General features: G+C 70.0%; 25 protein-coding genes and 1 pseudogene. 22 read left to right on the plus strand and 4 right to left on the minus strand.

Going from position 1 to position 25,339, the window contains the following annotated elements; all coding sequences use genetic code 11:
- The 4 genes from DT019_RS18195 to DT019_RS18210 form a co-directional block, all read left to right on the plus strand.
- Nucleotides 1-815, plus strand: an 815-nt coding sequence (locus DT019_RS18195) for a vitamin B12 dependent-methionine synthase activation domain-containing protein (protein WP_317617776.1), incomplete at its 5' end; no start/stop codon positions are given.
- A gap of 128 nt (nt 816-943) precedes the next feature.
- On the plus strand, nt 944-1,684 hold the full coding sequence (locus DT019_RS18200; RefSeq protein ID WP_114037910.1) for an HAD family hydrolase: 741 nt from the start codon (nt 944-946) through the stop codon (nt 1,682-1,684).
- A 490-nt stretch (nt 1,685-2,174) separates the two neighbouring features.
- Nucleotides 2,175-3,776 carry an ABC transporter substrate-binding protein gene (locus tag DT019_RS18205; protein WP_114037911.1) on the plus strand — a complete coding sequence of 534 codons (1,602 nt, stop codon included), beginning with the start codon at nt 2,175-2,177 and terminating at the stop codon, nt 3,774-3,776.
- Between the two features lie 71 nt (nt 3,777-3,847).
- A complete protein-coding gene (locus DT019_RS18210; RefSeq protein WP_114038135.1) occupies nt 3,848-5,437 on the plus strand; it encodes an ABC transporter substrate-binding protein in 1,590 nt (529 codons plus the stop codon).
- A gap of 242 nt (nt 5,438-5,679) precedes the next feature.
- On the opposite strand, the gene DT019_RS18215 is transcribed toward DT019_RS18210, so the two are convergent.
- Nucleotides 5,680-6,351 (minus strand): response regulator, encoded by a 672-nt coding sequence (locus DT019_RS18215; protein ID WP_100577075.1) that lies wholly within the window; start codon nt 6,349-6,351, stop codon nt 5,680-5,682.
- Nucleotides 6,352-6,480: 129 nt separating this feature from the next.
- Nucleotides 6,481-7,338 carry a RecB family exonuclease gene (locus tag DT019_RS18220; protein WP_223279653.1) on the minus strand — a complete coding sequence of 286 codons (858 nt, stop codon included), beginning with the start codon at nt 7,336-7,338 and terminating at the stop codon, nt 6,481-6,483.
- Nucleotides 7,339-7,517: 179 nt separating this feature from the next.
- On the opposite strand from DT019_RS18220, the gene DT019_RS18225 reads away from it, so the two are divergent.
- From DT019_RS18225 to DT019_RS18235, 3 genes are all read left to right on the plus strand, one after another.
- The gene (locus DT019_RS18225) at nt 7,518-8,774 is read left to right on the plus strand and encodes a site-2 protease family protein (protein ID WP_114037913.1); all 1,257 of its coding nucleotides are present in this window, start codon (nt 7,518-7,520) and stop codon (nt 8,772-8,774) included.
- A gap of 91 nt (nt 8,775-8,865) precedes the next feature.
- Nucleotides 8,866-9,753, plus strand: coding sequence for a tRNA (adenine-N1)-methyltransferase (locus DT019_RS18230; protein ID WP_053723500.1), 888 nt, complete (start codon nt 8,866-8,868; stop codon nt 9,751-9,753).
- Between the two features lie 184 nt (nt 9,754-9,937).
- The gene (locus DT019_RS18235; RefSeq protein ID WP_114037914.1) at nt 9,938-10,519 is read left to right on the plus strand and encodes a hypothetical protein; all 582 of its coding nucleotides are present in this window, start codon (nt 9,938-9,940) and stop codon (nt 10,517-10,519) included.
- 33 nt (nt 10,520-10,552) lie between these two features.
- Here DT019_RS18235 and DT019_RS18240 read toward each other — a convergent pair whose 3' ends face one another.
- Nucleotides 10,553-10,831 carry a ferredoxin gene (locus tag DT019_RS18240; RefSeq protein ID WP_114038136.1) on the minus strand — a complete coding sequence of 93 codons (279 nt, stop codon included), beginning with the start codon at nt 10,829-10,831 and terminating at the stop codon, nt 10,553-10,555.
- 239 nt (nt 10,832-11,070) lie between these two features.
- Between DT019_RS18240 and arc the strand changes: the two genes are divergently transcribed.
- From arc to prcA, 6 genes and pseudogenes are all read left to right on the plus strand, one after another.
- Nucleotides 11,071-12,837 carry a proteasome ATPase gene (gene arc / locus DT019_RS18245; RefSeq protein ID WP_114037915.1) on the plus strand — a complete coding sequence of 589 codons (1,767 nt, stop codon included), beginning with the start codon at nt 11,071-11,073 and terminating at the stop codon, nt 12,835-12,837.
- A 245-nt stretch (nt 12,838-13,082) separates the two neighbouring features.
- Nucleotides 13,083-14,594: a depupylase/deamidase Dop gene (gene dop, locus DT019_RS18250; RefSeq protein ID WP_114037916.1), complete on the plus strand. Its 1,512-nt coding sequence runs from the start codon at nt 13,083-13,085 to the stop codon at nt 14,592-14,594.
- A 120-nt stretch (nt 14,595-14,714) separates the two neighbouring features.
- The gene (locus DT019_RS18255) at nt 14,715-14,933 is read left to right on the plus strand and encodes a ubiquitin-like protein Pup (protein ID WP_016325855.1); all 219 of its coding nucleotides are present in this window, start codon (nt 14,715-14,717) and stop codon (nt 14,931-14,933) included.
- Nucleotides 14,934-15,031: 98 nt separating this feature from the next.
- Nucleotides 15,032-15,235: pseudogene (locus tag DT019_RS18260) on the plus strand (endonuclease domain-containing protein); the annotation flags it as partial.
- A complete protein-coding gene (gene prcB, locus DT019_RS18265) occupies nt 15,187-16,032 on the plus strand; it encodes a proteasome subunit beta (protein ID WP_114037917.1) in 846 nt (281 codons plus the stop codon). The pseudogene DT019_RS18260 and the gene prcB, both read left to right, overlap by 49 nt.
- A 55-nt stretch (nt 16,033-16,087) precedes the next feature.
- Nucleotides 16,088-16,846, plus strand: coding sequence for a proteasome subunit alpha (prcA, locus tag DT019_RS18270; protein WP_114037918.1), 759 nt, complete (start codon nt 16,088-16,090; stop codon nt 16,844-16,846).
- Nucleotides 16,847-16,879: 33 nt separating this feature from the next.
- Here the strand turns inward: prcA and DT019_RS18275 are convergent, their stop codons facing one another.
- Entirely contained in the window at nt 16,880-17,902 is a 1,023-nt protein-coding gene (locus DT019_RS18275; protein WP_114038137.1) for a LacI family DNA-binding transcriptional regulator, read from the minus strand.
- Between the two features lie 175 nt (nt 17,903-18,077).
- Between DT019_RS18275 and DT019_RS18280 the strand changes: the two genes are divergently transcribed.
- The 9 genes from DT019_RS18280 to tatA all read left to right on the plus strand — a co-directional run bounded on the left by DT019_RS18280 (nt 18,078) and on the right by tatA (nt 25,331).
- Entirely contained in the window at nt 18,078-19,337 is a 1,260-nt protein-coding gene (locus DT019_RS18280) for an MFS transporter (protein WP_114037919.1), read from the plus strand.
- Nucleotides 19,338-19,346: 9 nt separating this feature from the next.
- On the plus strand, nt 19,347-20,708 hold the full coding sequence (gene pafA, locus DT019_RS18285; RefSeq protein ID WP_053723508.1) for a Pup--protein ligase: 1,362 nt from the start codon (nt 19,347-19,349) through the stop codon (nt 20,706-20,708).
- Between the two features lie 136 nt (nt 20,709-20,844).
- Complete coding sequence (locus DT019_RS18290) at nt 20,845-21,855, plus strand: FKBP-type peptidyl-prolyl cis-trans isomerase (protein ID WP_114037920.1); 1,011 nt, start codon at nt 20,845-20,847, stop codon at nt 21,853-21,855.
- Nucleotides 21,856-21,895: 40 nt separating this feature from the next.
- On the plus strand, nt 21,896-22,267 hold the full coding sequence (locus tag DT019_RS18295; protein WP_114037921.1) for an FKBP-type peptidyl-prolyl cis-trans isomerase: 372 nt from the start codon (nt 21,896-21,898) through the stop codon (nt 22,265-22,267).
- A 147-nt stretch (nt 22,268-22,414) separates the two neighbouring features.
- The gene (locus tag DT019_RS18300) at nt 22,415-23,365 is read left to right on the plus strand and encodes a helix-turn-helix transcriptional regulator (RefSeq protein WP_114037922.1); all 951 of its coding nucleotides are present in this window, start codon (nt 22,415-22,417) and stop codon (nt 23,363-23,365) included.
- A gap of 16 nt (nt 23,366-23,381) precedes the next feature.
- Nucleotides 23,382-24,356 carry a helix-turn-helix transcriptional regulator gene (locus DT019_RS18305; protein WP_114037923.1) on the plus strand — a complete coding sequence of 325 codons (975 nt, stop codon included), beginning with the start codon at nt 23,382-23,384 and terminating at the stop codon, nt 24,354-24,356.
- Between the two features lie 6 nt (nt 24,357-24,362).
- Nucleotides 24,363-24,626: a hypothetical protein gene (locus DT019_RS18310; protein ID WP_114037924.1), complete on the plus strand. Its 264-nt coding sequence runs from the start codon at nt 24,363-24,365 to the stop codon at nt 24,624-24,626.
- 11 nt (nt 24,627-24,637) lie between these two features.
- The gene (locus tag DT019_RS18315) at nt 24,638-24,835 is read left to right on the plus strand and encodes a hypothetical protein (protein WP_114037925.1); all 198 of its coding nucleotides are present in this window, start codon (nt 24,638-24,640) and stop codon (nt 24,833-24,835) included.
- Between the two features lie 211 nt (nt 24,836-25,046).
- The gene (tatA, locus tag DT019_RS18320; RefSeq protein ID WP_114037926.1) at nt 25,047-25,331 is read left to right on the plus strand and encodes a Sec-independent protein translocase subunit TatA; all 285 of its coding nucleotides are present in this window, start codon (nt 25,047-25,049) and stop codon (nt 25,329-25,331) included.
- Nucleotides 25,332-25,339 lie beyond the last annotated feature (8 nt).

Raw genomic sequence — 25,339 nt, forward strand, 5'->3', positions numbered from 1 at the left:
CCGACGTGGCCACCGACAACCCGATCCCGACCCCACCCTTCTGGGGCACCCGCGTCATCAAGGGCATCGGCCTCAAGGAATACGCCACCTGGCTCGACGAAGACGCCCTCTTCAAAGGCCAGTGGGGGCTGAAGCAGGCCCGCGCGGGCGGCCCGAGCTATGAGGAGCTCGTCGAGACCGAGGGCAGGCCGCGGCTGCGCGGCTGGCTGGAGCGGCTGCACACCCGCAACCTGCTGGAAGCGGCCGTCGTGCACGGCTACTTCCCCTGTGTCTCCAAGGGCGACGACTTGATCATCCTCGGCGAGGACGGCTCGGAGCGCACCCGGTTCACCTTCCCGCGCCAGCATCGCGGGCGCCGGCTGTGCCTGGCGGACTTCTTCCGCCCGGAGGACTCCGGCGAGGTGGACGTGGTCGGCCTCCAGGTGGTCACCGTCGGCTCGAAGATCGGTGAGGCCACGGCCGAGCTCTTCGAGGCCAACTCCTACCGCGACTACCTCGAACTGCACGGCCTGTCCGTCCAGTTGGCCGAAGCGCTCGCCGAGTACTGGCACGCCCGGGTCCGCTCCGAGCTCGGCTTCGCCGGTGAGGACCCCTCCGACGTCGAGGACATGTTCGCGCTGAAGTACCGCGGCGCGCGTTTCTCGCTCGGCTACGGCGCCTGCCCCGACCTGGAGGACCGGGCGAAGATCGCCGAGCTGCTCGAACCGGAGCGGATCGGCGTGCACCTCTCCGAGGAGTTCCAGCTCCACCCCGAGCAGTCCACCGACGCCATCGTCATCCACCACCCCGAGGCCAAGTACTTCAACGCCCGCTGACCTCGCGCGGCGGAAAACTCAACGCGCGTCCAGCGGGCCGGACGTACACTGGTCGCCCAGTAGAGGCCGGTCGCTCTTCCCAGCTGGGAAGAGCGACCGGCCTTCTCGTCCCTCCAGGAGGTGTGCCGATGACCAGTACGGTCCCCGCAGCCGTCACCCAGCCCCAGACCCTCGGCCCCGTTCGAGCGGGGCAGGCGCCCACGGTCGACCGCTCCGCCCTCCAGGCCGTCCTCCTCGACATGGACGGCACCCTGGTCGACACCGAGGGCTTCTGGTGGGACGCCGAGCGGGAGGTCTTCGCGGACCTCGGGCACACGCTGGAGGACTCGTGGCGGGACGTGGTCGTCGGCGGTCCGATGACGCGCAGCGCGGGCTTCCTCATCGAGGCGACCGGCGCCGCCATCACCCTGGCCGAGCTGACCGTACTGCTCAACGAGCGCTTCGAGGAGCGGATCACCCGTGGCGTGCCGCTGATGCCCGGGGCCGCCCGGCTGCTCCGCGAGCTCGCCACCCACAACATTCCCACCGCCCTGGTCTCCGCCTCGCACCGCCGCATCATCGACAAGGTCGTACGCTCGCTCGGCCCGGCCAACTTCGCGCTGACCGTCGCGGGCGACGAGGTGGCCCGCACCAAGCCGCACCCCGACCCGTACCTGCTCGCGGCCCGCGGGCTGGGCGCGGAGCCCGGCCGGTGCGCGGTCGTGGAGGACACCGCGACCGGCGTCGCGGCGGCCGAGGCGGCGGGCTGCCGCGTGGTCGCGGTGCCGTCCGTGGCGCCCATCGCGGAGGCCGAGGGCCGGGTTGTGGTCGACTCCCTCGAACAGGTCGACCTGGCCTTTCTGCGCACCCTGATCACGCCGGTGAACTGACTCGGGCACCGAGCGTGGGCCGTTGAATGCGAAGGAAACTCATCGCAGCCGCGCGTTCATTTTCCGTGACCCCCCGCACAGCGAATTCACACCCTGTCAAAGGGGGCCCGGTGGTGACGTTCGTCACCCGACAGGGGGTCGACAGGAGCTCCTCAGGGCCCCTGCGGACCCCTTGAGGGCACCCTTGTGTCCCGTTTGGTGATCCGGTGTACGAATCATTCCGGTACCCCGATATCGGTACGCCGGTATTGAGGCGGACGGTTTGATTCCCGGTGCACCAGAGCCAGTTCCAGCTTTTCGCACGGCGCGCACTAATCTCATCCGAGAACTTCGCCGCACCCTCATCTGCCCCGCCGCCCACCCAGCGAACGGGAGCGCAGGTCCGATCGCACATACCCGGCCCGATCGCCCCGCCCCGAACGGGCGGACGCGGTGGAGTGTCCCGTACACAGCTGTACCCCAAAGTGCCGGACAAGGGAGATCGTCCAGGATGAACCGCAAGACTTTGGTGCTGCCGGCCGTAGTGGGCCTGCTCGCTCCCGTACTCGCCGCCTGCGGCGGATCGGAGAGCGGAGGAGACGGCGGCAAGACCATCGTCGTGGGCACCACGGACCAGTTCGTGGCGACCAAGGACGCCCCTGCCCCCTTCGATCCGGCACATGCCTATGAGACGGGCATCTGGAACGTGATGCGGCAGACCACGCAGTCGCTGGTCCGCGTTCCGCGCGGCGGCGGCCTGCCCGTCCCCGACGCGGCCTCCTCCTGCAACTTCACCGACAAGGAGAACGAGAGCTACCGCTGCACGCTGCGCAGCGGCCTCGAGTTCTCCGACGGCACCAAGGTGACCGCGGAGGACGTCAAGTACTCCATCCAGCGCGTGCTCGCCATCAAGGACGACAACGGCCCCTCCGGTCTCCTCGACAACATCGACACCATGGAGACCAAGGGCGACGCCGAGATCGTCTTCCACCTGAAGACGCCGGACGCCACCTTCCCGTACAAGCTCGCCACTCCCGCCGCGGGCATCGTGCAGAAGGACAAGTACCAGCCGAAGAAGCTGCGCGACGGCTTCGAGATGGACGGCTCCGGTCCGTACAAGATGACGGCCGAGACCAAGGGCGAGCAGGCGGTCAAGTTCACCTTCACCAAGAACCCGAACTACAAGGGTGACGTGAAGCTTGCCAACGACAAGGTGGAGCTGCGCTCCTTCCCGACCGCCGAGGCCATGGGCACCGCCCTGGCCAAGGGCGAGATCGACATGATGACCCGCGCCATGACGCCGGGGCAGATCCAGCAGATGCAAGTCAGCCCCAGCAAGGACGTCAACCTCGTCGAGATGCCGGGTCTGGAGATCCGCTACCTGGGCTTCAACACGGACGACCCGTCGGTGAAGAACAAGGCCGTGCGCCAGGCGCTGGCCCAGTCCATCGACCGCGGTTCGCTGGTGAGCAAGGTGTACGGGCAGACGGCCGAGCCGCTGTACTCGCTGATCCCGACCTCGATCGCCGGGCACACCAACTCGTTCTTCAACAAGTACGGCGAGGCCAGCAAGGCCAAGGCGCAGTCCATCCTGAAGAGCGCGAACGTCCAGACGCCCGTCAAGCTCACCCTCAACTACACCAAGGACCACTACGGTTCGATCACCGAGGACGAGTTCAAGAACCTGTCGGCGCAGCTGAACGCGACCGGCCTGTTCAACACCACCGTCCAGGGCACCGAGTGGTCGAAGTTCCGCCCGGCCCAGAAGAAGGGCGAGTACGCGGTCTACGGCCTCGGCTGGTTCCCCGACTTCCCGGACCCGGACAACTTCGTCGCGCCGTTCTTCGGCAAGGACAACTTCCTCAACACCCCGTACGCCAACGGTGACATCCGCGACCAGCTGATCCCGGCCTCGCGCGTGGCGGCCGACCGCAACCAGGCGGCCAAGTCGTTCGAGCAGATCCAGGACATCGTCGCCAACGACGTCCCGGTCATCCCGCTGTGGCAGGGCAAGCAGTACGTCGCCGCCCGCAGCGACATCACCGGCACCGAGTGGGCCATCAACTCCTCGTCCGACCTCCAGCTCTGGGAGCTGGCGCGAGGCAAGAAGTAACGCACGACCCGGCCGCGATCACTTCCGTGCCGGCCAGTAATTCCGTAAGCAGGACTGTGAGGCACGTGCACGTGAACATCCGGAACCGATGGCTGACGGCCCCTCTCGCGGCGGGCGTCGCGGCCGGTCTCCTGAGCGGCTGCGGTACCCAGCAGAGCGGCGGCGCCGCGTCCGGCGGCGGTTCGGTGGTCATGGGGATGTCCGACGACATCCTGGCCACCGACCCCGCCTCCGGCTACGACCCGGGCTCGTGGCTGCTGTTCAACAACGTCTTCCAGTCCCTGCTCAGCTTCCCCAAGGGAAGCTCGACGCCGCAGCCCGAGGCCGCCGAGGCGTGCGGCTTCGACAAGGGCGGCTCCACCGTCTACCGCTGCACGCTGCGGCCGGGCCTCACCTTCAGCAACGGCGACAAGCTCACCTCGCAGGACGTCAAGTACTCCTTCGAGCGCGTGCTGAAGATCAACGACCCCAATGGTCCGGCGCCGATGCTCGCCACCCTGGGCAAGGTCGACACCCCGGACCCGAAGACGGTCGTCTTCCACCTCAAGGTCCCGGACGCCACCTTCCCCAGCAAGATCGCCTCCGGTGCGGGCTCGATCGTCGACCACGCGGAGTACCCGGCCGACAAGCTCCGCACCGACGGCAAGGCGATCGGCTCCGGCGTCTACAAGCTGGACTCCTTCGGTGAGAAGCAGGCCGTCTTCTCGGTCAACTCCTCCTACGAGGGCACGGTCAAGGCCAAGAACTCCGGCCTGACCCTCAAGCTCTTCCAGGGCGACCAGAAGGGCCTGGCCGCCGCCCTGAACAAGGGCGACATCGACCTCGCCTACCGAGGCCTCACCGCGAAGGACACCGCGGCCCTGCAGAGTTCGGCAACCGCCGGGAAGAAGGGCGTCGACGTCATCGAGGGCACCAGCGCCGAGGTCCAGGACCTGGTCTTCAACATGAAGGACCCGGTCGCGGGCAAGATCGGGGTGCGCAAGGCCATCGCCTATCTCGTCGACCGCGAGGCCCTGGTGCGCGACGTCTACTCGTCCACCGCGAGCCCGCTGTACTCGGTCATACCGAGCGGCATCACCGCCCACAGCACCGCCCTGTTCGACCAGTACGGCGGCACCCCCCAGCCCGCCAAGGCGAAGGCGGCGCTGCACTCGGCGGGCATCACCGGCAAGGTGAAGCTGACGCTGTGGTCCACCCCCAGCCGCTACGGCCCGTCCACCGACGACGAGTTGAAGGCCCTCGCGGGCCAGCTCAACGCGAGCGGACTGTTCGACGCGGACGTGAAGTCGGTCGAGTTCAAGCAGTACGAGAAGGACATCGAGGCCGGGAAGTACGGCGTCTACGTGAAGGGCTGGGTGCCGGACTACCCGGACCCGGACAACTTCACCCTGCCGTTCTTCGGCAAGGGCAACGTGCTGTCCAACAGCTACACGAACAAGCAGATCACCGACGAGATCCTGCCGGCGACCTCGGCCACCGCCGACCGCTCGGCCACCGAGGCCGACTTCGGCAGGCTCCAGGACATCGTGGCCGACGAACTCCCGGTCCTGCCGCTGTGGCAGGGCAAGCAGTACGCGGTCGCGCGGACCGGCATCACCGGCCTGGAGTGGACCCTGGACGCGTCCACGGTCTTCCGTTTCTGGGAGATCAAGAAGGGCTGAGCCGAGTGACCCCTGGCGGCCGGCCGAGTCGACACCGGCCCCGCCAGGGGCACGGGCTGTGATCATGTGCGGCTCTGCCGCGTGGCCGCGAGGGCGGGTGCCGTCGGCCCCACCCGGGACGCGGAGAACTGCGCGACCAGCCACGCACGGCACGCACTGGACGCACAGACGAAGCCCCTCCGGCCCTTGAGGAGCCCGGGTCGAGGAACGGAGCCCCCGGTGCCTCAGGGAGCCACCCCGCCCTACTGGGCGCCCGGCCGGACCAGCCCGCTCTCGTACGCGTACACCGCCGCCTGCACCCGGTCGCGCAGCCCGAGCTTCGTCAGCACGTGCCCCACGTGCGTCTTGACCGTCGTCTCGCTGACGAACAGATCCGCCGCGATCTCCGCGTTGGAAAGACCGCGCGCCACCAGCTTCAGGACCTCGACCTCGCGGTCGGTCAGCGTGTGCAGCGTGTCCGGGACGGGCTCCTCGCCGGACGGCAGGTGGTCGGCGTACTTGTCGAGGAGGCGGCGCGTGATCGACGGCGCCAGCATCGCCTCGCCGGCCGCGACCACCCGGATCGCCTGGACCAGCTCATGGGCGGGCGCGTCCTTCAGAAGGAAGCCGCTGGCCCCCGCCTTGAGCGCCTCCACCACGTACTCGTCGAGGTCGAAGGTGGTCAGGACGAGCACCTTCGCCGGGCCGTCCTTGCCCGGCCCGCTGATCTGCCGGGTCGCCTCGACCCCGTCCATCCGGGGCATCCGGATGTCCATCAGGACCACGTCGGGCTGGAGCGCCCGCACCTGATCGAGGGCCTGGAGACCGTCACCGGCCTCGCCGACCACCGCGATGTCCTGCTCGGCCTCCAGGATCATCCGGAAACCGGTGCGCAGCAGCGGCTGGTCGTCGACCAGTAGGACGCGGATCGCCACGGGTACTCCTCATCAGGATTGCTGGACCGGGCCCATTCTGCCCTGCTCACCGGTGGTGGGTGCGGCCGGGCGCGGGCCGGGGCGGCCGCCGCCGTGGGAGCGCCCCCGGCCGTCGGTCACCACCGGGACTCAGCCTGCCGACTCCGGGGCCGGGGTGATGGACAGCGGGTATACCGGGGGAGTCCCGCCGAATTCGGGACAGACCGCCTGATGGTCGCACCAGCCGCACAGCTTCGTGGGCCGTGGCCGCCAGTCGCCCGTCTCGGTGGCGAGCCGGATCGCCTCCCACAGCGCGAGCAGCTTCCGCTCCACCTGCACCAGGTCCGCCTCGACCGGGTCGTACGTCAGCACGTCGCCGCTGCCCAGGTACACCAGCTGGAGCCTGCGCGGCACGACCTGCTTCAGCCGCCACACGACCAGGGCGTAGAACTTCATCTGGAACAGCGCGCTCTCGGCGTATTCCGGCCGCGGGGCCTTGCCCGTCTTGTAGTCGACGATCCGCACCTCGCCGGTGGGTGCCACGTCGACCCGGTCGATCACCCCGCGCAGCCGCAGCCCCGACGCCAGCTCCGTCTCGACGAAGAACTCCCGCTCCACCGGCTCCAGCCGTGTCGGATCCTCCAGCGAGAACCAGCGCTCCACCAGCCGCTCGGCCTCGCCCAGCCACCGGGCGAGCCGCTCGCCCTCGGTGTCCTCGGCGAACAGCTCGGTCAGCTCCGGCTTCGACTCGAGCAGCCGGTCCCACTGCCCCGGGATCATCGACTTGGCGCGCGGCGCGGTGCGCTCGACGGCCGGGTCGTCGAAGAGCCGCTCCAGGACCGCGTGCACCAGGGTGCCGCGCGTGGCCGCCTCGCTCGGCTTCTCCGGCAGTCTGTCGATCACCCGGAACCGGTACAGCAGAGGGCACTGCATGAAGTCGTTCGCCCGCGACGGCGACAGCGACGTCGGCTGTTGTGCGGCCGCGGCCCCACCGGTGCTCGTACTCATGACACAGACCCTACGACCCGCCACTGACAGCGAGCGGAATACCATCGACGACAGGCGCCCTCACCCTGCATGATCGTGACATCGCGCCATGCAGCGAACATTCGGCGGACGAGGAGAGTCCGGCCGGGGCACCGGGGGCACATTCCCCGGAGCAGGCATCGTACCGACGAAGGGAACCCGTGGAAGACAGCGGCGAGAGCGGCAAGCGCGGGCGGCCGCGGTCCGGCGCGGAGGGCGACACCCCCGCCGCCGGTGGCGGCAACGGGAAGCAGCCCCGGCCCGGCCCCGGCGGCGGGCTCCTGATGGGCCGCCCCTTCGGAGTGCCCGTCTATGTCGCCCCCAGCTGGTTCCTGGTCGCCGCCCTGATCACCTGGGTCTTCGGCGGCCAGCTGGACCGGGTGCTGCCCGAACTCGGTGCCGCCCGCTACCTCGTGTCCCTCTTCTTCGCGGTGGCCTTCTACGCCTCCGTCCTGGTCCACGAACTCGCCCACACGGTGGCGGCCCTCCGCTTCAGACTGCCGGTGCGCCGCATCCAGCTCCAGTTCTTCGGCGGCGTCTCCGAGATCGAGAAGGAGACCGAGACGCCGGGCCGCGAATTCGTCCTGGCCTTCGTCGGCCCGCTGCTCTCCCTGGTCCTGTCCGGCGTCTTCTACCTGGGCATGAAGGCCGTCGAACCGGGCACCGTGCCCGGCGTCCTGCTGGCCGGCCTGATGATCTCCAACCTCATCGTCGCCGGCTTCAACCTGCTGCCCGGCCTCCCGCTCGACGGCGGCCGCATGCTCCGCGCCGTCGTCTGGAAGATCACCGGCAAGCCCATGAGCGGCACCGTGGCCGCCGCCTGGGTCGGCCGCGCCCTCGCCGTCACCGTCCTCATCGGCCTGCCGATGCTGACCCAGACCGGCGTGCTCGGGAACTCGCCCGACGAGGTCAGCGGCATGGACACCGTCACCGACGCGCTGCTCGCCGCCATCCTCGCCGCGATCATCTGGACCGGCGCGGGCAACAGCCTGCGCATGGCCCGGCTGCGCGAGCACCTTCCCGAGCTGCGTGCCCGAACCCTCACCCGGCGCGCCGTCCCCGTCGAGTCCACCACCCCGCTCTCCGAGGCGCTGCGCCGCGCCAACGAGGCCGGCGCCCGCGCCCTGGTCGTCGTCGACGGGCACGGCGACCCGACCGCCCTGGTCCGCGAGGCGGCCATCGTCGGCGTCCCCGAACACCGCCGCCCCTGGGTCGCCGTCAGCGGCCTCGCCCAGGACCTCACCGACGGCATGCGGGTGCCGGCCGAACTCGCCGGCGAGCCGCTCCTCGACCTCCTCCGGGCCACCCCCGCGACCGAGTACCTGGTCGTCGAGGAGACCGGGGAGATCTACGGAGTGCTGTCCGCGGCCGACGTGGAGAGGGCGTTCGTCGCGGCCATGGCACGGCCCGGCGCCTGACGGCGTCCGGCGGCCCGCCGCCCACCGGCCTTGCCACCGGAGCGCGGCCGCCGTGGCGTTCGCGGCCTCGTACGGCCGGTACTCTGGTCGTATGTCCGAACCGACCGGTGCCGCCCGCCGTCGCGGGCCCTTCAAGGTCGGGGACCAGGTCCAGCTCACCGACCCCAAGGGACGCCACTACACCTTCACGCTCGAAGCCGGGAAGAATTTCCACACCCACAAGGGTTCCTTCCCGCACGACGAGCTGATCGGTGCTCCCGAGGGCAGTGTTGTCCGTACCACGGGAAACGTCGCCTACCTCGCGCTGCGCCCCCTGCTCCCCGACTTCGTCCTGTCCATGCCCCGCGGCGCCGCCGTGGTCTACCCCAAGGACGCGGGGCAGATCCTGGCCTTCGCCGACATCTTCGCCGGCGCCCGCGTCGTCGAGGCGGGGGTCGGCTCGGGCTCGCTGAGCGCCTTCCTGCTGCGCGCCATCGGCGACCACGGGATGCTGCACTCCTACGAGCGCCGCGAGGACTTCGCCGAGATCGCCACGCAGAACGTGGAGCGCTACTTCGGCGGACCGCACCCCGCCTGGCAGCTCACCGTCGGCGACCTCCAGGACAACCTGTCGGACACCGACGTGGACCGCGTGATCCTGGACATGCTCGCCCCCTGGGAGTGCCTGGACGCCGTCTCCAAGGCGCTCGTCCCCGGCGGCATCCTGTGCTGCTACGTGGCCACCACCACCCAGCTCTCGCGCACCGTCGAGTCCATCCGGGAGATCGGCTGCTTCGCCGAGCCGCAGCCCTGGGAGTCGATGATCCGCAACTGGCACGTCGAGGGCCTGGCCGTGCGCCCGGACCACCGGATGATCGGCCACACCGGCTTCCTGGTGACCGCCCGCCGCCTCGCGGACGGCGTGGAACCCCCGATGCGCCGCCGTCGCCCCGCCAAGGGCGCGTACGGCGACGACTACGAGGGCCCCAACAAGGACTGACCAGTCCCCGAAGCTGGGCCCCGTACAACGAACCGGCGCCGCCGCCGAGTTCCCGGACCGACCCGGGAACTCGGCGGCGGCGCCTTTACGTTGAGCCTGTTGCCCCGGTATTCCGCCCACCTGTGACGTGTGGCACGATGCTGGCCACCCCCACTCGCACCGCCCTTCACAGGAGACCTCCCGCGTGCTGACTGCCGCCGTCCCTGAGCTCGCGCACACCCACGCCCGCCCCGTGCACTGGATCGCCACGGCGACCGCGATGGCCGCGGTGGTCGCGCTCGCGGGCTTCCTGCAACCGGACGCGGCCAAGGCCACGCAGAGCCCCGGCGAGCGCGGCGGCGCCCCTGTCACGACGGCCGCGGCCCCCGATCCGGGCGCGGTCGCGTTCCCCCTGCGGTGCGGGCCGATGGGCTCGGTGGTGGAGAAGCGTGCCACCGGCGACCTCGACGGCGACGGAGTCCCGGAGACGGTGGCGGTCGTGCACTGCAAGGCCGGCGGCGGCACCCCGCCCAGCGGCGTCTACGTCCTGACGCGGCCGGTGACCGAGGGAGCACCGCCGCGCGTGGTGGCGACGCTGGTGGACCCGAAGGAGAAGCAGACCGTCACCGAGGTCGCCGTGCGGAGCGGCGCCGTGGCGGCGACCCTGCTCGGCTACTCGTCCGACGACGTCCCGCGCTACGCGCCGGACGTGCGCCAGGAGGTCAAGTGGCGCTGGCAGGGCGGGAAGTTCGTCCGCTCGTCCGGCGCCGCCCCGATGGGCGTCTGAGCCGGCGCCGGACAGCGCCCCGTCACCTTCCGCTCACTGCGCGTCGGGGCCGTACACCTCGACGCTGTCCGAAACCCGACGTACGTGAATGCAGTCACCCGGGCACTCCTTCGCGGAGTCCACGACGTCCTGGAGCAGCGGCAGCGGGACGGGTGTGGTGGCCCCGGGCGACTGGAGCAACTCGTCCTCGGAACTCTTCACATACGCAAGCCCGTCGATGTCCAGCTCGAAGACTTCGGGGGCGTACTGGACGCAGATGCCGTCGCCGGTGCACAGGTCCTGGTCGATCCAGACTTCGAGAGCCTCGTTCATGTGCCTGCCGTTCCTGCGCGAGTGAATCAATCGATGCCAGCCCTGACGGGTGTTGACCCATCGACGATAACAACCGCCCGCTTTCCGATGTTGATGGGTGGGTATTCCCCTGGCGTGAGGGAGAGCGCAAGGGTGAAGATCAGACACACCTCAGAGTCTTTGTGATCTAGGGGTTTCAATCACCACCAGCCCAGGTAGGGTCAGGAAGCGTCCAGCTCCCCTTGGAGGAGGTGAGGACCGTGGCAGCCCACGACGACGACATCAACCGCGGCATCCGGCCCGGGCGGGGGTCTGAGGACCCAGCCGGCCAGGTTGCCTATCTAGAGCAGGAAATCGCCGTCCTGCGACGCAAGCTCGCCGACTCTCCGCGTCATACGAGGATTCTCGAAGAGCGGATCGTCGAGCTGCAGACCAGCCTGGCGGGCGTGTCCGCACAGAACGAGCGGCTCGCCAACACGCTCCGCGAGGCCCGCGACCAGATCGTGGCCCTCAAGGAGGAGGTCGACCGGCTCGCGCAGCCGCCGGCCGGCTTCGGCGTCTTCCTGCAGTCCAACGAGGACGGCACCGTCGACATCTTCACCGGGGGCCGCAAGCTCCGGGTGAACGTCAGCCCCAGCGTCGAACCCGACGAACTGCGGCGCGGCCAGGAAGTCATGCTCAACGAAGCGCTCAACGTGGTCGAGGCCATGGAGTTCGAGCGCGCCGGGGACATCGTCACCCTCAAGGAGATCCTCGAGGACGGCGAGCGCGCCCTGGTGATCGGGCACACCGACGAGGAACGGGTGGTGAGGCTCGCCGAGCCGCTCCTGGACATCACCATCCGCCCCGGCGATGCGCTCCTGCTGGAACCCAGGTCCGGCTACGTGTACGAAGTGGTGCCGAAGAGCGAGGTCGAGGAACTCGTCCTCGAAGAGGTTCCGGACGTCGACTACGACAAGATCGGCGGTCTGGGCAACCAGATCGAGCTGATCCGCGACGCGGTCGAACTCCCCTACCTCTACCCCGACCTCTTCAAGGAGCACGAACTGCGGCCGCCGAAGGGCATCCTGCTCTACGGCCCGCCCGGATGCGGCAAGACGCTGATCGCGAAGGCGGTCGCCAACTCCCTCGCCAAGAAGGTCGCCGAGGTGACCGGCCAGCCCGCGGGGAAGTCCTACTTCCTCAACATCAAGGGCCCCGAGCTCCTCAACAAGTACGTCGGCGAGACCGAGCGGCACATCCGCCTCGTCTTCCAGCGTGCGCGGGAGAAGGCGAGCGAGGGCACGCCCGTCATCGTCTTCTTCGACGAGATGGAATCCCTCTTCCGCACCCGTGGATCCGGTGTCAGCTCGGACGTGGAGAACACCATCGTCCCGCAGCTGCTCGCCGAGATCGACGGCGTGGAGGGTCTTGAGAACGTCATCGTCATCGGCGCCTCCAACCGCGAGGACATGATCGACCCCGCGATCCTGCGGCCCGGCCGGCTCGATGTGAAGATCAAGATCGAGCGTCCGGACGCGGAGGCGGCGAAGGACATCTTCGCCAAGTACCTCAGGTCGTCGCTGCCGCTGCACGCCGACGACCTCGCCGAGCACGGCGGGGACGCCGAGGGCACCACCCACGCGATGATCCAGTCCGTGGTGGAGCAGATGTACGCGGAGTCCGAGGAGAACCGCTTCCTGGAAGTCACGTACGCCAACGGCGACAAGGAAGTCCTGTACTTCAAGGACTTCAACTCCGGCGCCATGATCCAGAACATCGTGGACCGGGCCAAGAAGATGGCCATCAAGGCCTTCCTCGACCAGAACCAGAAGGGCCTTCGCATCTCCCACCTCCTCCAGGCCTGCGTGGACGAGTTCAAGGAGAACGAGGACCTGCCGAACACCACCAACCCGGACGACTGGGCCCGGATTTCCGGAAAGAAGGGCGAGCGGATCGTATTCATCCGCACCCTTGTCACCGGAAAGCAGGGCGCGGACACCGGACGCTCCATCGACACGGTGGCCAACACCGGTCAGTACCTGTAAAAGGCAGGCCGGCTGCGGGTGCCCGGGCGGGCATCCGCAGCCGACTGCTTTTCAGGCCATGAACAGGCCACGAGCACAGCAAGAGCAATGACGGAATTGATCTCCCCACCAGCGCAAAGGCGTTCTAGGCTCTTCGGTACCGCCGAGTCGCGCAGTGCGGGGACGGGCACCGCACACGCACCGGAGAACCAGCGGTACTTGAGCGCCGCTCCCGCGGGGGAGCGCCGCCGGGCAAGGAGGGCCGCATGACCGTACGGCGAGTAATGGGCATCGAGACGGAGTACGGGATCTCCGTCCCCGGCCACCCCAACGCCAATGCCATGCTCACCTCGTCCCAGATCGTCAACGCCTACGCGGCGGCGATGCACCGGGCGCGCCGCGCCCGCTGGGACTTCGAGGAGGAGAACCCGCTGCGGGACGCCCGCGGCTTCGACCTCGCCCGCGAGGCCGCCGACTCAAGCCAGCTCACCGACGAGGACATCGGCCTCGCCAACGTCATCCTGACCAACGGGGCCCGGTTGTACGTCGACCACGCACACCCCGAGTACAGCTCACCCGAGGTCACCAACCCGCGCGACGCCGTCCTGTGGGACAAGGCCGGCGAGCGCATCATGGCCGAGGCGGCCGAGCGCGCGGCCCAGCTGCCCGGCGCCCAGCCGATCCACCTGTACAAGAACAACACCGACAACAAGGGCGCCTCCTACGGCACCCACGAGAACTACCTGATGAAGCGGGAGACCGCGTTCTCGGACATCGTGCGCCACCTGACGCCGTTCTTCGTGTCGCGCCAGGTCATCACCGGCGCCGGACGCGTCGGCATCGGCCAGGACGGCCACGAGCACGGCTTCCAGATCAGCCAGCGCGCCGACTACTTCGAGGTCGAGGTCGGCCTGGAGACGACCCTCAAGCGGCCGATCATCAACACCCGTGACGAGCCGCACGCGGACGCCGAGAAGTACCGCCGCCTGCACGTGATCATCGGCGACGCGAACCTGTCGGAGATCTCGACCTACCTCAAGCTGGGCACGACCTCCCTGGTCCTCTCCATGATCGAGGAAGGGTTCATCAACGTCGACCTGGCCGTGGACCAGCCGGTCCGCACCCTCCACCAGGTCTCGCACGACCCCACCCTGCGGCATCTGGTCACGCTGCGCAGTGGCCGCACGCTGACGGCCGTCCAGTTGCAGATGGAGTACTTCGAGCTGGCCCGCAAGTACGTCGAGGAGCGGTTCGGGGCGGACGCCGACGAGCAGACCAAGGACGTCCTGGTCCGCTGGGAGGACGTCCTGAACCGCCTGGAGAACGACCCGATGAGCCTGTCGGGCGAGCTCGACTGGATCGCCAAGCGCGAGCTCATGGAGGGCTACCGGCGCCGGGACGGGCTGGACTGGGACGCGGCCCGGCTGCACCTGGTGGACCTCCAGTACGCCGACGTACGGCCCGAGAAGGGCCTGTACAACCGTCTGGTGGCCCGCGGCAAGATGAAGCGGCTCCTGGACGATCCCGGCGTCCTGCGGGCGCAGACGAAGCCCCCCGAGGACACCAGGGCGTACTTCCGCGGCCGCTGCCTGGAGCAGTACGCGGACGACGTCGCGGCGGCCTCCTGGGACTCGGTGATCTTCGATCTGCCCGGCCGTGACTCGCTGCAGCGGGTGCCAACCCTGGAACCCCTACGCGGAACGCGTAATCACGTGAAGGCGCTGCTCGACCGGTGCCGCACGGCCGAAGATCTGGTGCGGGTGCTCTCCGGCGGCTGAAAGACCGCGGGTGTGGGAAACACAGAGGTAGGCCCCGCACGTTCCACCAAGTGCGGGGCCGATGTCAGACCCTGCTTGTAGGGTCTGATCAAGGACATCGAACCGAGCGGGGTGAGGTAGATGGCGACCAAGGACACCGGCGGCGGCCAGCAGAAGGCGACGCGCTCCACCGAGGAGGTCGAGGAGCAGGCGCAGGACGCGCAGGCTTCCGAGGACCTCAAGGAGCGGCAGGAGAAGCTCTCCGACGACGTGGACTCCGTCCTGGACGAGATCGACGATGTGCTCGAGGAGAACGCCGAGGACTTCGTGCGGTCATTCGTTCAAAAGGGTGGACAGTAGTTCACGCATGTGAACATGGGGGTGCGTCGTGGGAAGCCCGGCCGGGGTCGCGGGCTTCCCACCACGTTCCCCCCGGGCCCCACGGGGCTCATCGCGTAATTGGCCTGTCCTGCCTGGCCGTTCATGTGGATCATTGCCACACGCCGGGTAGGGTCCCAGGCGTACTGTGCTTCAACTGCAATTCGGCCATCGGCCTGTTGGGGGAGATCCCCGGCACCGTCCGTCGGGCTGCCGCCTACTTGGAAGGAAACTCGTGGAAGCCAACACTCGTGGCACGGGGCGTCTACCAGCTGCCTTCCTGACGCCTGGCTCCTCCTCGTTCATGGACTTCCTGTCCGAACACTCGCCGGAGATGCTGCCCGGCAAGCGCGTCCTGCCGCCCGTGCAGGGCGCGCTCGAAGCCCCGCACGGCACGACGATCGTCGCGGCGACGTTCCCCGGCGGGGTCGTCCTGGCCGGCGACCGGCGGGCCACGATGGGCAACATGATCGCCCAGCGCGACATCGAGAAGGTCTTCCCGGCCGACGAGTACTCGGCGGTCGGCATCGCCGGCACCGCCGGTCTCGCCGTCGAGATGGTCAAGCTCTTCCAGCTGGAGCTGGAGCACTTCGAGAAGGTCGAAGGCGCCACGCTCTCCCTGGAGGGCAAGGCCAACCGGCTCTCCACCATGATCCGCGGCAATCTCGGCATGGCCATGCAGGGCCTCGCCGTGGTCCCGCTCTTCGCGGGCTACGACGTGGACCGCGACAAGGGCCGGATCTTCTCCTACGACGTCACCGGCGGCCGCTCCGAGGAGCACGGCTTCGCCGCCACCGGCTCCGGCTCCATCTTCGCCCGGGGCTCCATGAAGAAGCTCTACCGCGACGACCTGACGGAGCAGGAGACGACCACCCTCGTCATCCAGGCGCTCTACGACGCGGCCGACGACGACTCGGCGACCGGCGGCCCCGACATGGCGCGCCGGATCTTCCCGATCGTCACCGTCATCACCGAGGACGGGTTCCGCAGGCTCACCGAGGCGGAGTCCTCCGAGCTCGCCCGCTCCGTCCTGGCACGGCGGCTGGAGCAGCCCGACGGCCCCCGGGCCTCCCTCCTCTGAGGCCCCCGCAGGCCCCGAGATGACCCCGCCACTGACAGAAAGGGACGGTTAGCCGGTGTCGACCCCGTTCTATGTCTCACCCCAGCAGGCCATGGCCGACCGTGCGGAGTACGCCCGCAAGGGCATCGCCCGCGGCCGCAGCCTGGTCGTGATCCAGTACGCCGACGGCATCGTGTTCGTCGGTGAGAACCCGTCCCGCGCGCTGCACAAGTTCAGCGAGATCTACGACCGGATCGGCTTCGCGGCCGCCGGCAAGTACAACGAGTACGAGAACCTCCGTATCGGCGGCGTCCGTTACGCCGATCTGCGCGGATACACCTACGACCGCGACGACGTGACGGCCCGTGGGCTGGCCAACGTCTACGCCCAGACCCTCGGCACCATCTTCTCCAGCGTCGGCGAGAAGCCGTACGAGGTGGAGCTGGTCGTCGCCGAGGTCGGCAGCACCCCCGAAGAGGACCAGATCTACCGGCTGCCGCACGACGGCTCGATCGTGGACGAGCACGGCTCGGTCGCGGTCGGCGGCAACTCCGAGCAGATCAGCACCTTCCTGGACCAGCGCCACCAGGACGGCATGTCGCTCGCCGAGGCGCTGAAGCTGGCCGTGCAGGCCCTGTCGAGCCAGGCCAACGGCGCCGACCGGGAGATCCCCGCCGAGCGCCTGGAGGTCGCGGTCCTGGACCGGACGCGGCCCCAGCAGCGGAAGTTCAAGCGCATCGTCGGCCGGCAGCTCTCCCGGCTGCTCCAGGCCGATGTGGCCAAGACCGAGCCCACCGAGGCCCCGTCCGACCTGGAGGAGACGGAGGACGAGTAGTCCCCGCCGTCGCGCACGCGCCCCGGTTCCGCCTCAGGCGGGCCGGGGCGCGGCCGTTGATCCCCGCACGGCCAGGGCGACGGGCAGGTCCCCGGTGTCGGGCTCCCGGCCCTCCAGGACGGCGAGCAGCGCCGCCATGCCGCGCGCCCCGACCTGCTCGGCGGGCAGCGCCAGCGTGGTCAGCTCCGGCTCCAGGGCGTTGGCGAGGGTGAGACCGTCGAAACCCGTGACGGACACGTCGTCCGGGACGCGCAGCCCGAGCCGGCGGGCGGCCTTGCAGGCGCCCGCCGCGAGGAAGTCGTCGTCGCACACCAGCGCCGTCGGCCGGGGACCGGGGCCGCGCAGGACCTGCTCCGCGGCCCGTCGGCCCCAGTCCACGCCGAGCGCCGCCCGGGCCGTGACCAGCCGGGCGTCCGGCACCCCGGCGAGCGCGTCCTGGAGCGCCCGGGCGCGCACGACGAACGTCCAGGAGTCCACGTCGGCCGCGATGTGCGCGAAGCGGCGGTGGCCGAGCCCGAGCAGATGCTCCGTCAGGCGCCGTACGCCGTCCGCGATGTCGAGGTTGACGTGGGCGACGGGCCCAGGGTCCCCGGGGTCGCTGTCGAGCATCACCAGCGGCAGGTCGCTGCCGCGGATCGAGGCGAGCGCGTCCGCCGCCATCGAGGAGGCGATCACGCCGTCGAGGGCGGTGCGCGCGGAGTCGAAGGGGTCCCGGGCCGGGCCGATGCCCTCGGGGGAGGGGTAGAGCACCACGCCGAAGCCGTGCTCGGCCGCGACCCGGGCCGCGCCCGCGTAGACCTGGGCGAAGAACTCACTGGTCATGGCGGGCACCACCAGGAGTGCCGTGCGGGTGCGGCCGAGGCGCAGGCTGCGCGCGGCCAGGTTCGGCCGGTAGCCCAGCTCCCGCGCGGCCGAGCGGACCAGCTCCGCCGTCCGCTCCGAGACCCGCCCCCGCCACTTGTCGCCGAGGACCAGCGAGACGGTGGCCTGCGAGACACCCGCCGCGCCCGCCACGTCCCGGCTGGTGGGCCGGGACCCGGCAGGCCGCCCGGACATCGCGGCGCGGGCCGCGCGCACTCCCGTACGGGCCGCGACCGGCGTGGACTCCGGGCTCTCCGGGCTGGTCACAGGTCCTCCAGGGCGGCTGGTCGGCGGGCGCGGGGTGGACCCGCGGACTCGCCACATGGTACGTATGACGCCGGACGTTATACGTAACACTGAGGGAGTGGTCATGGCGGCGGGATACGCGGAGATCCTTCGGACCCGGCATGCCGCGCGGCTGCTCGCGGGGACCCTCACCGGCCGGCTGCCCAACGCGACCGCCGCGATCGCGGTGGTCTTCTTCGTCCGCTCCCAGGGCGGCGGCTACGCGCTCGCGGGCGGTCTCACCGCCGTGTACGGGGTGGCCACGGCCGTGGGCCAGCCGCTGCTCGGCCGGGCCGTCGACCTGTACGGGCAGCCGCGCGTGATGCTCCCCGCCTCGGTCCTGTCCGCCCTCGGCATGGCGCTGCTCGCTGTCGTCGGCATCGAGCCGGCGGCCCTCGCCTACGCGGCGGTCCTCGTGGCCGGGCTCGCCACACCGCCCCTGGAGGGCGGGCTGCGAGCCCTGTGGCCCAGCGTCCTGGGCCGCGAGGAGCAGGTGCACACCGCCTACGCCATGGACGCGATAGCCCAGGAGGTGATGTTCACGGTCGGCCCGCTGCTCGTCACCGTGTCCATCGCGCTCTGGTCGCCCGCCACCGCGCTGCTCCTGATCAACGCGCTCGGCGTGCTCGGCGCACTGAGCGTCGTCCTGTCCGAACCGTCCAGGGCCTGGCGTTCGGCCCCCCGCGAGGCGCACTGGCTGGGCGCCCTGCGCTCGCCCGGGCTCCTCGCGCTGCTCGGCTCGTTCTTCTTCGTCGGCCTGGCGCTCGGCGCCATCATCGTGGCCGCGTCCGCCTACGGCGACGACCACGGCAGCGACCAGATCTACGGCTGGCTGATGGCCGCCAACGGGCTTGGCGCTCTGCTCGGCGGACTCCTCTACGGCGCCCGCCAGTGGAGCGGCGCGCCCGAGAAGCGCCTGCGGGTCCTCGTGGCCCTGCTGGCCGTCGGCTATCTGCCGCTGGCCCTCGCGCCCGGCGTCCCCGCGATGGCCGCCCTCACCGTGGTCTCCGGCCTCTTCCTCGCGCCGTCCATCGCCTGCGCGTTCATCGTCGTCGACCGGCACGCGCCGCGCGGCACGGTCACCGAGGCGTTCTCCTGGCTCGTGACTGCCTTCGGCGTCGGCACCGCGCTCGGCACCGCGGCCGCGGGCCCGGCGGTCGAACTCGGCGGAACCGGAGCCAGTTTCGCGGTCGCGGGCGGCGGCGGCCTCGCGGCCCTCGTCGTACTCCTCGCCACCCAGCGCGTCCTGGCAGCTCCCAGGGGTCGGCCTGATGTCGCCGGAGTTGACGAAAATGATCGAAACCGTGCCGTCGAACCCGGTTTCAGCTCAGGCCATCAGGCGTAATGTTCACTCATGGACCGCCGCATTTTCGGGCTGGAGAACGAGTACGGCGTCACGTGCACGTTCAGGGGACAGCGCCGACTGTCTCCTGACGAAGTGGCGCGCTACCTCTTCCGCCGTGTTGTGTCATGGGGCCGCAGCAGCAACGTCTTTCTGCGGAACGGCGCCCGCCTCTACCTCGACGTGGGATCGCATCCGGAATACGCAACTCCCGAATGCGACAACGTGACCGAACTGGTCACCCACGACAAAGCCGGTGAGCGCATTCTCGAAGGCCTGCTCGTCGACGCCGAACGCCGCCTGCACGAGGAGGGAATCGCGGGCGACGTCTATCTCTTCAAGAACAACACCGACTCGGCGGGAAACTCCTACGGCTGCCACGAGAACTATCTCGTCGCCCGGCACGGGGAGTTCTCGCGGCTCGCGGACATCCTCATCCCCTTCCTCGTCACCCGCCAGCTGATCTGCGGCGCCGGCAAGGTGCTGCAGACCCCGCGCGGCGCCGTCTACTGCGTCAGCCAGCGCGCCGAGCACATCTGGGAGGGCGTCAGCTCCGCCACCACCCGCTCGCGTCCGATCATCAACACCCGCGACGAGCCGCACGCCGACGCCGAGCGCTACCGGCGCCTGCACGTCATCGTCGGCGATTCCAACATGTCCGAGACGACCATGCTCCTGAAGGTCGGCGCCACCGACCTCGTGCTGCGCATGATCGAGGCCGGCACGGTCATGCGCGACCTCACCCTGGAGAACCCGATCCGGGCCATCCGCGAGGTCTCCCACGACATCACGGGCCAGCGCAAGGTGCGCCTGGCCAGCGGGCGCGAGGCGTCCGCCCTCGAAGTCCAGCGCGAGTACTACGAGAAGGCCGTCGACTTCGTGGAGCGGCGCGGCATCCGCACCGGCACCGTCGACCAGGTCCTCGAACTGTGGGGACGCACCCTGGACGCGATCGAGGCCGAGGACCTCGACCGGATCGGCACCGAGATCGACTGGGTCATGAAGTACAAGCTCATCGAGCGGTACCGGGCCAAGAACAACATGACCATGTCGCACCCCCGGGTCGCGCAGATAGACCTCGCCTACCACGACATCCACCGCCGGCGGGGCCTGTACTACCTCCTGGAGCGCAAGGGCCAGGCGGCCAGGATCTGCAACGACCTGAAGATCTTCGAGGGCAAGTCGGTGCCCCCGCAGACCACCAGGGCCCGGCTGCGCGGCGACTTCATCCGCCGCGCCCAGGAGCAGCGCCGGGACTTCACCGTCGACTGGGTGCACCTGAAGCTCAACGACCAGGCGCAGCGCACCGTGTTGTGCAAGGACCCGTTCCGGTCGGTGGACGACCGGGTGGAGAAGCTGATCGCCGGAATGTGAGCCGCCACGAGCGGTTGTGACCGGGGGCCCCGCGCGCTGTCGCGTACGGGGCCCCCGGGCATGCCGGACCCTTGTGGGACGGGAGCGGGGCCGTAGAGTGGCCGCTCCGACCGTTCCAGCTACCCCGAGGACCACTGTGCGACGCCGACTTGCTGCCGCGCTCATCGTGCCGGCCCTGATGCTCACCGCGGCCTGCGGAGGAGGTGACGACGCGGCGAAGAAGAAGGACGCGTCCGCTTCGCCCACCGACTCGGCGTCGCAGGCCCCCGCCCCCAAGCCGGTGTCCGACGCCTCGCCGATGCCCACCGTCGCGGGCGACGCGGGCAAGAAGCCCACGATCACCATCCCCAAGGGCGACCCGAGCGGGAAGTTCGTCGTCAAGACCCTGACCGCGGGCACCGGCCAGGAGGTCAAGAAGGACGACCTCGCCGTCACGAAGTACACCGGGAAGATCTGGAAGAGCGGCAAGGACCTCGCCGGTTCGTACGATCAGGGCGGTGTGCCGCAGGTCATCCCGGCGGGCTCGCAGACCTACATCCCGGCGTTCAGCGAGGCGGTGCTCGGCCAGAAGGTGGGCGCCCGCGTCCTGGTCGTCGCCCCGCCGGCCGCCGCGTTCGGCGCCGCGGGCAAGCAGGAGCTCGGCGTGTCGGGCACCGACAACCTGGTCTTCGTGCTCGACATCGACAGCGTGATGCCGAAGAAGGTCGAGGGCACCCAGTCGGCCATCCCGTCCGACCTGCCGCAGATCAAGGCGGACAAGGACGAGGCCGCCACGATCAGCGTCCCGAAGAACGACCCGCCGAAGAAGCTCGTCGACCAGGTCCTCGTCGAGGGCAAGGGCGCCGAGGTCAAGAGCGGCCAGACCGTCTACATGCAGTACAGCGGCGCCACCTGGAAGCCCAACGAGGGCCTGCCCCAGGCGAAGCTGTTCGACACGTCGTGGAAGACCGGCGCCCCGTTCTCGACGGTGATCGGCCAGGGCCAGGTCATCGAGGGCTGGGACAAGGGTCTGGTCGGCAAGAAGGTCGGCAGCCGTGTCCTGCTGGTCATCCCGCCGGAGCAGGGCTACAAGGACAAGGCCCAGGGCGCGGACATCCCCGCGAACTCGACGCTGGTCTTCGTCGTGGACATCGTCGGAGCAATGTAAGACTGTCCCGGTTGCCCATAGCGATAAGTAGGAGCATTACGTGAGCATCGACAAGCCCGAGATCGACTTCCCCGAGGGTCAGCCGCCGGCGGACCTGGAGATCAAGGAGATCTGGGAGGGCGACGGCGCCGTCGCCAAGGCCGGCGACATGGTCAAGGTCCACTACGTGGGCGTGGCCTTCTCCACCGGCGAGGAGTTCGACGCCTCCTGGAACCGCGGCACCCCGCTGCAGTTCAAGCTCGGCGCCGGCCAGGTCATCTCCGGCTGGGACCAGGGCATCCAGGGCATGAAGGTCGGCGGCCGCCGCCGGCTGACCATCCCGGCCCACCTCGCCTACGGCGACCGCGGCGCCGGCAGCGCCATCGCCCCGGGCGAGACGCTGATCTTCGTCTGCGACCTGGTCGCCGTCTGAGACACACCTCGATCAGTCCTGAGCGATCGGACCTGATCAGAGCGAGGGCCCATGCCAGTCGGCATGGGCCCTCGGCTTTTGCCCGGGGAGCCCGGAGCGGTACGGTCAACGGTCGTAGCGCACAACGAGAGAGGGCGTAGGGCATCGATGGCGATTGCCAAGGCCGAGCGGCTGATGAACCTGGCGCTGTGTCTGCTCGGGACACGGCGCGCACTCAGCAAGCGGGAGCTGCGCGAGTCCATCGAGGCCTATCTCGAAGCGGGGTCCGACGACTCCTTCAACCGGATGTTCGAGCGGGACAAGGACGACCTGCGGGAGCTCGGCCTGGTCATCGAGACCGTCGAGAACCTCGACGGCGAGACCGGCTACCTCGCCCGCCGCGACAGCAACCGCCTGCCGCCGGTCCAGCTCGACGCCGAGGAGGCCGCCGCCCTCGGCCTCGCCGCCCGCGTGTGGCAGCAGGCCCGGCTCGCGGGCGCGGCCAGCGGGGCCCTCCAGAAGCTGCGCGCCGCGGGCATGCCGGAGGCCGACAATCCGTATGAGCACAGCGCGATCGAACCGCGCATCCCGGTCCACGAGGCGGCCTTCGAGCCGTTGATGCTGGCCTGCCGCGACCGGCGCCCGGTCGTCTTCGACTACCGCAAGGTCACCGCCGTGCGCCCCGAGACCCGGCACGTCGAGCCCTGGGGCCTGGAGTGCTGGCGCGGCCACTGGTACCTGGCCGGCTGGGACCGCGACCGGGGTGCCGAGCGGGTGTTCCGCCTCAGCCGCATCTGTGGCCGGGTCCGCTCCCGCGCGGGCGCCTTCACCGCCCCGGTGCCCGACGTCGTCACCGTGCGCGAGACCGTCGAGACCTGGGCGGGGGAGACCGCGACCCGCTCGGCCAGGATCCGGCTGCGCGCCGGGGCCGGCTACCCGCTGCGCTCGCGGGCCACCTCGACGAGGGAACTCGGCGACGGCTGGGACGAGTTGGAGATTCCGTACGGGCACGGGCTGGACGCCCACCTCGTGGAGTTCGGCCCGGACGTGGTCGTGCTGGAGCCCGCCGACCTGCGGGCCGACGTGATGGACCGGCTGCGCGCCGTGGCCAAGGGCTGAGGGGGACCGAACGACCATGGCTGCGAACGCCATCGACCAGACGCGGCGGATGCTGTCGCTGGTGACCTATCTGCGCGAGCGCCCCGGCGCCCATGTCGCGGATGTCGCCCGCGCCTTCGGCATCACCGAGGACGAACTCATCTCCGACCTGGACGTGCTGCCCATGTGCGGCACGAGCTTCCGCGGCGGCGACCTCCTGGACATCGACACCGACGGCGACCGCATCTGGTGGCACAACCCCGACGACGTCGCGGCGCCGCTCAGGCTCGCCGCCGACGAGGCGACCGCGCTGCTCGTCGCGGCCCGGGCCGTCTCCACGCTGCCCGGCCTGCGCGAGGGCGACCGGCAGGCGCTGCTGCGCGCCACCGCCAAGCTGGAGGCCGCGGCCGGCGAGGCCGCCGGCGCCAGCTCCCGCCTCTCGGTCACCTTCGAGTCCGAGGGCGGCGTCTTCGCCGAGGTGGACCGCGCGATCTCCGAGCGGCGCCGGCTGTGGGTGAAGTACTACTCGCCCGCGCGCGACGAGCTCACCGAGCGCGAGGTCGACCCGATCCGGCTCTTCGCCGTCGGTCACACCTATATGGAGGCGTGGTGCCGCCTCTCCGAGGCGCGGCGCACCTTCCGCCTCGACCGGGTCGCCGAGATCCGCCTGCTGGACGAGGCCTCCGCCCCGCCCGAGCTCGAACTGCGCGACCTGTCCGAAGGGCTCGTCCAGCCCTCGGCCGAGGACCCCGAGGTCGTCGTCGAGGTCAGCCCCGGCGGCCGCTGGGTCGCCGAGTACTACCCGCACGACAGCGCCGAGGAGCTTCCCGACGGCGGGCTGCGGATCACGCTGCGCACCCCCGACCCGGCGTCGCTGCGGCGCCTGGCGCTGCGCCTGGGCCAGGACGGCCGGATCGTCTCGCCGGACGACCTCGCCGAGAGCGCCCGGCGCGCCGCCCGCGAGGCGCTGGCCGGATACGAGGAACCGCCCGTGCTCGACCACCAGAGCTGAGGAGATATGCGGAACATGTCGGTATTGCCCGGTATTTCCCGTCCGGTGATCCCGGTCCTCTTCAAGGCGGCCTGCCCCGAGTGCCGCGCCCGCTTCGAGCTCGGCGCACCCGCGCTCCGGCTGGCCATCGGCGCCAGCCGCCGCACCACGTTCTACTCCTTCACCTGCCCCGAGTGCGGCTCGGCCGTCCGCAAGCCCGCCGGGGAGCGCATCATCGAACTCCTCACCGGCGGCGGCGTCCGTACGCTGCGCCTCCACTCCACCGTCTAGGGTCCGCATCCATGTTCTGGCCGATGACCGCCATCGCCCTCGGGTTCCTCGGGATCGCCGTGCTCGGCGTCCTCGCCATCAAGGTCTTCGTCGAGGCGCAGCGGCTCGGCCGCCAAGTGGCCGACACCACACGGAAGATCAACCGTGCCGCCGAGGACCTGGAACGCGCCGCGGTCGACCTCGCGGGCGCCGGGGAAACGCTGAGATGACCGGTGCGCTCTGATGTCGCCCGATTCGGGGCGGTACGCTGCACAACGCGGGCCAGGTAGCGAGGCCCGGTCCGCAAACGGGAGTACGCACGGGGATTGCCCAGCGTTCACCCCCGCGCGTTACGATCGCTGCACGTAAGGCGGTCGGACACCAGTCCGCTGCCCTCCAGCAGCCCCCTATCCTGCAGCCTCGGTGAGAAGGTAAACGCTTATGTTCGGAAGGCTCGGCGCCCCCGAGATCATTCTCATCCTCATCGTCGTCGTCCTGCTGTTCGGCGCGAAGAAGCTCCCGGACATGGCGCGGTCGCTCGGCAAGTCGGCCCGCATCCTCAAGAGCGAGGCCAAGGCCATGAAGTCGGAGGGCCAGCAGCCCGCACCGGCCGAGCCGGCCACCCCGGGCGAGCAGCCCCCGGCCCAGCGCACGATCCAGTCCGCGCCCGGCGACGTGAGCAGCGCCCGCCCGGTGAACGAGCCGACGGACACGACGCAGCGCTGACACCGGGC

The organism is Streptomyces sp. SDr-06 (assembly GCF_003324565.1).
Classification (GTDB): domain Bacteria; phylum Actinomycetota; class Actinomycetes; order Streptomycetales; family Streptomycetaceae; genus Streptomyces.

Excerpts from the sequence above, each read along its gene's own strand:
- DT019_RS18200 (WP_114037910.1), top strand. The coding sequence starts at position 944 with ATGACCAGTACGGTCCCCGCAGCCGTCACCCAGCCCCAGACCCTCGGC.
- DT019_RS18205 (WP_114037911.1), top strand. The coding sequence starts at position 2,175 with ATGAACCGCAAGACTTTGGTGCTGCCGGCCGTAGTGGGCCTGCTCGCT.
- DT019_RS18220 (WP_223279653.1), bottom strand. The coding sequence starts at position 7,338 with ATGAGTACGAGCACCGGTGGGGCCGCGGCCGCACAACAGCCGACGTCG.
- DT019_RS18230 (WP_053723500.1), top strand. The coding sequence starts at position 8,866 with ATGTCCGAACCGACCGGTGCCGCCCGCCGTCGCGGGCCCTTCAAGGTC.
- DT019_RS18240 (WP_114038136.1), bottom strand. The coding sequence starts at position 10,831 with ATGAACGAGGCTCTCGAAGTCTGGATCGACCAGGACCTGTGCACCGGC.
- dop (WP_114037916.1), top strand. The coding sequence starts at position 13,083 with ATGACCGTACGGCGAGTAATGGGCATCGAGACGGAGTACGGGATCTCC.
- DT019_RS18255 (WP_016325855.1), top strand. The coding sequence starts at position 14,715 with ATGGCGACCAAGGACACCGGCGGCGGCCAGCAGAAGGCGACGCGCTCC.
- DT019_RS18275 (WP_114038137.1), bottom strand. The coding sequence starts at position 17,902 with ATGTCCGGGCGGCCTGCCGGGTCCCGGCCCACCAGCCGGGACGTGGCG.
- DT019_RS18280 (WP_114037919.1), top strand. The coding sequence starts at position 18,078 with ATGGCGGCGGGATACGCGGAGATCCTTCGGACCCGGCATGCCGCGCGG.
- pafA (WP_053723508.1), top strand. The coding sequence starts at position 19,347 with ATGGACCGCCGCATTTTCGGGCTGGAGAACGAGTACGGCGTCACGTGC.
- DT019_RS18300 (WP_114037922.1), top strand. The coding sequence starts at position 22,415 with ATGGCGATTGCCAAGGCCGAGCGGCTGATGAACCTGGCGCTGTGTCTG.
- DT019_RS18305 (WP_114037923.1), top strand. The coding sequence starts at position 23,382 with ATGGCTGCGAACGCCATCGACCAGACGCGGCGGATGCTGTCGCTGGTG.
- DT019_RS18310 (WP_114037924.1), top strand. The coding sequence starts at position 24,363 with ATGCGGAACATGTCGGTATTGCCCGGTATTTCCCGTCCGGTGATCCCG.
- DT019_RS18315 (WP_114037925.1), top strand. The coding sequence starts at position 24,638 with ATGTTCTGGCCGATGACCGCCATCGCCCTCGGGTTCCTCGGGATCGCC.
- tatA (WP_114037926.1), top strand. The coding sequence starts at position 25,047 with ATGTTCGGAAGGCTCGGCGCCCCCGAGATCATTCTCATCCTCATCGTC.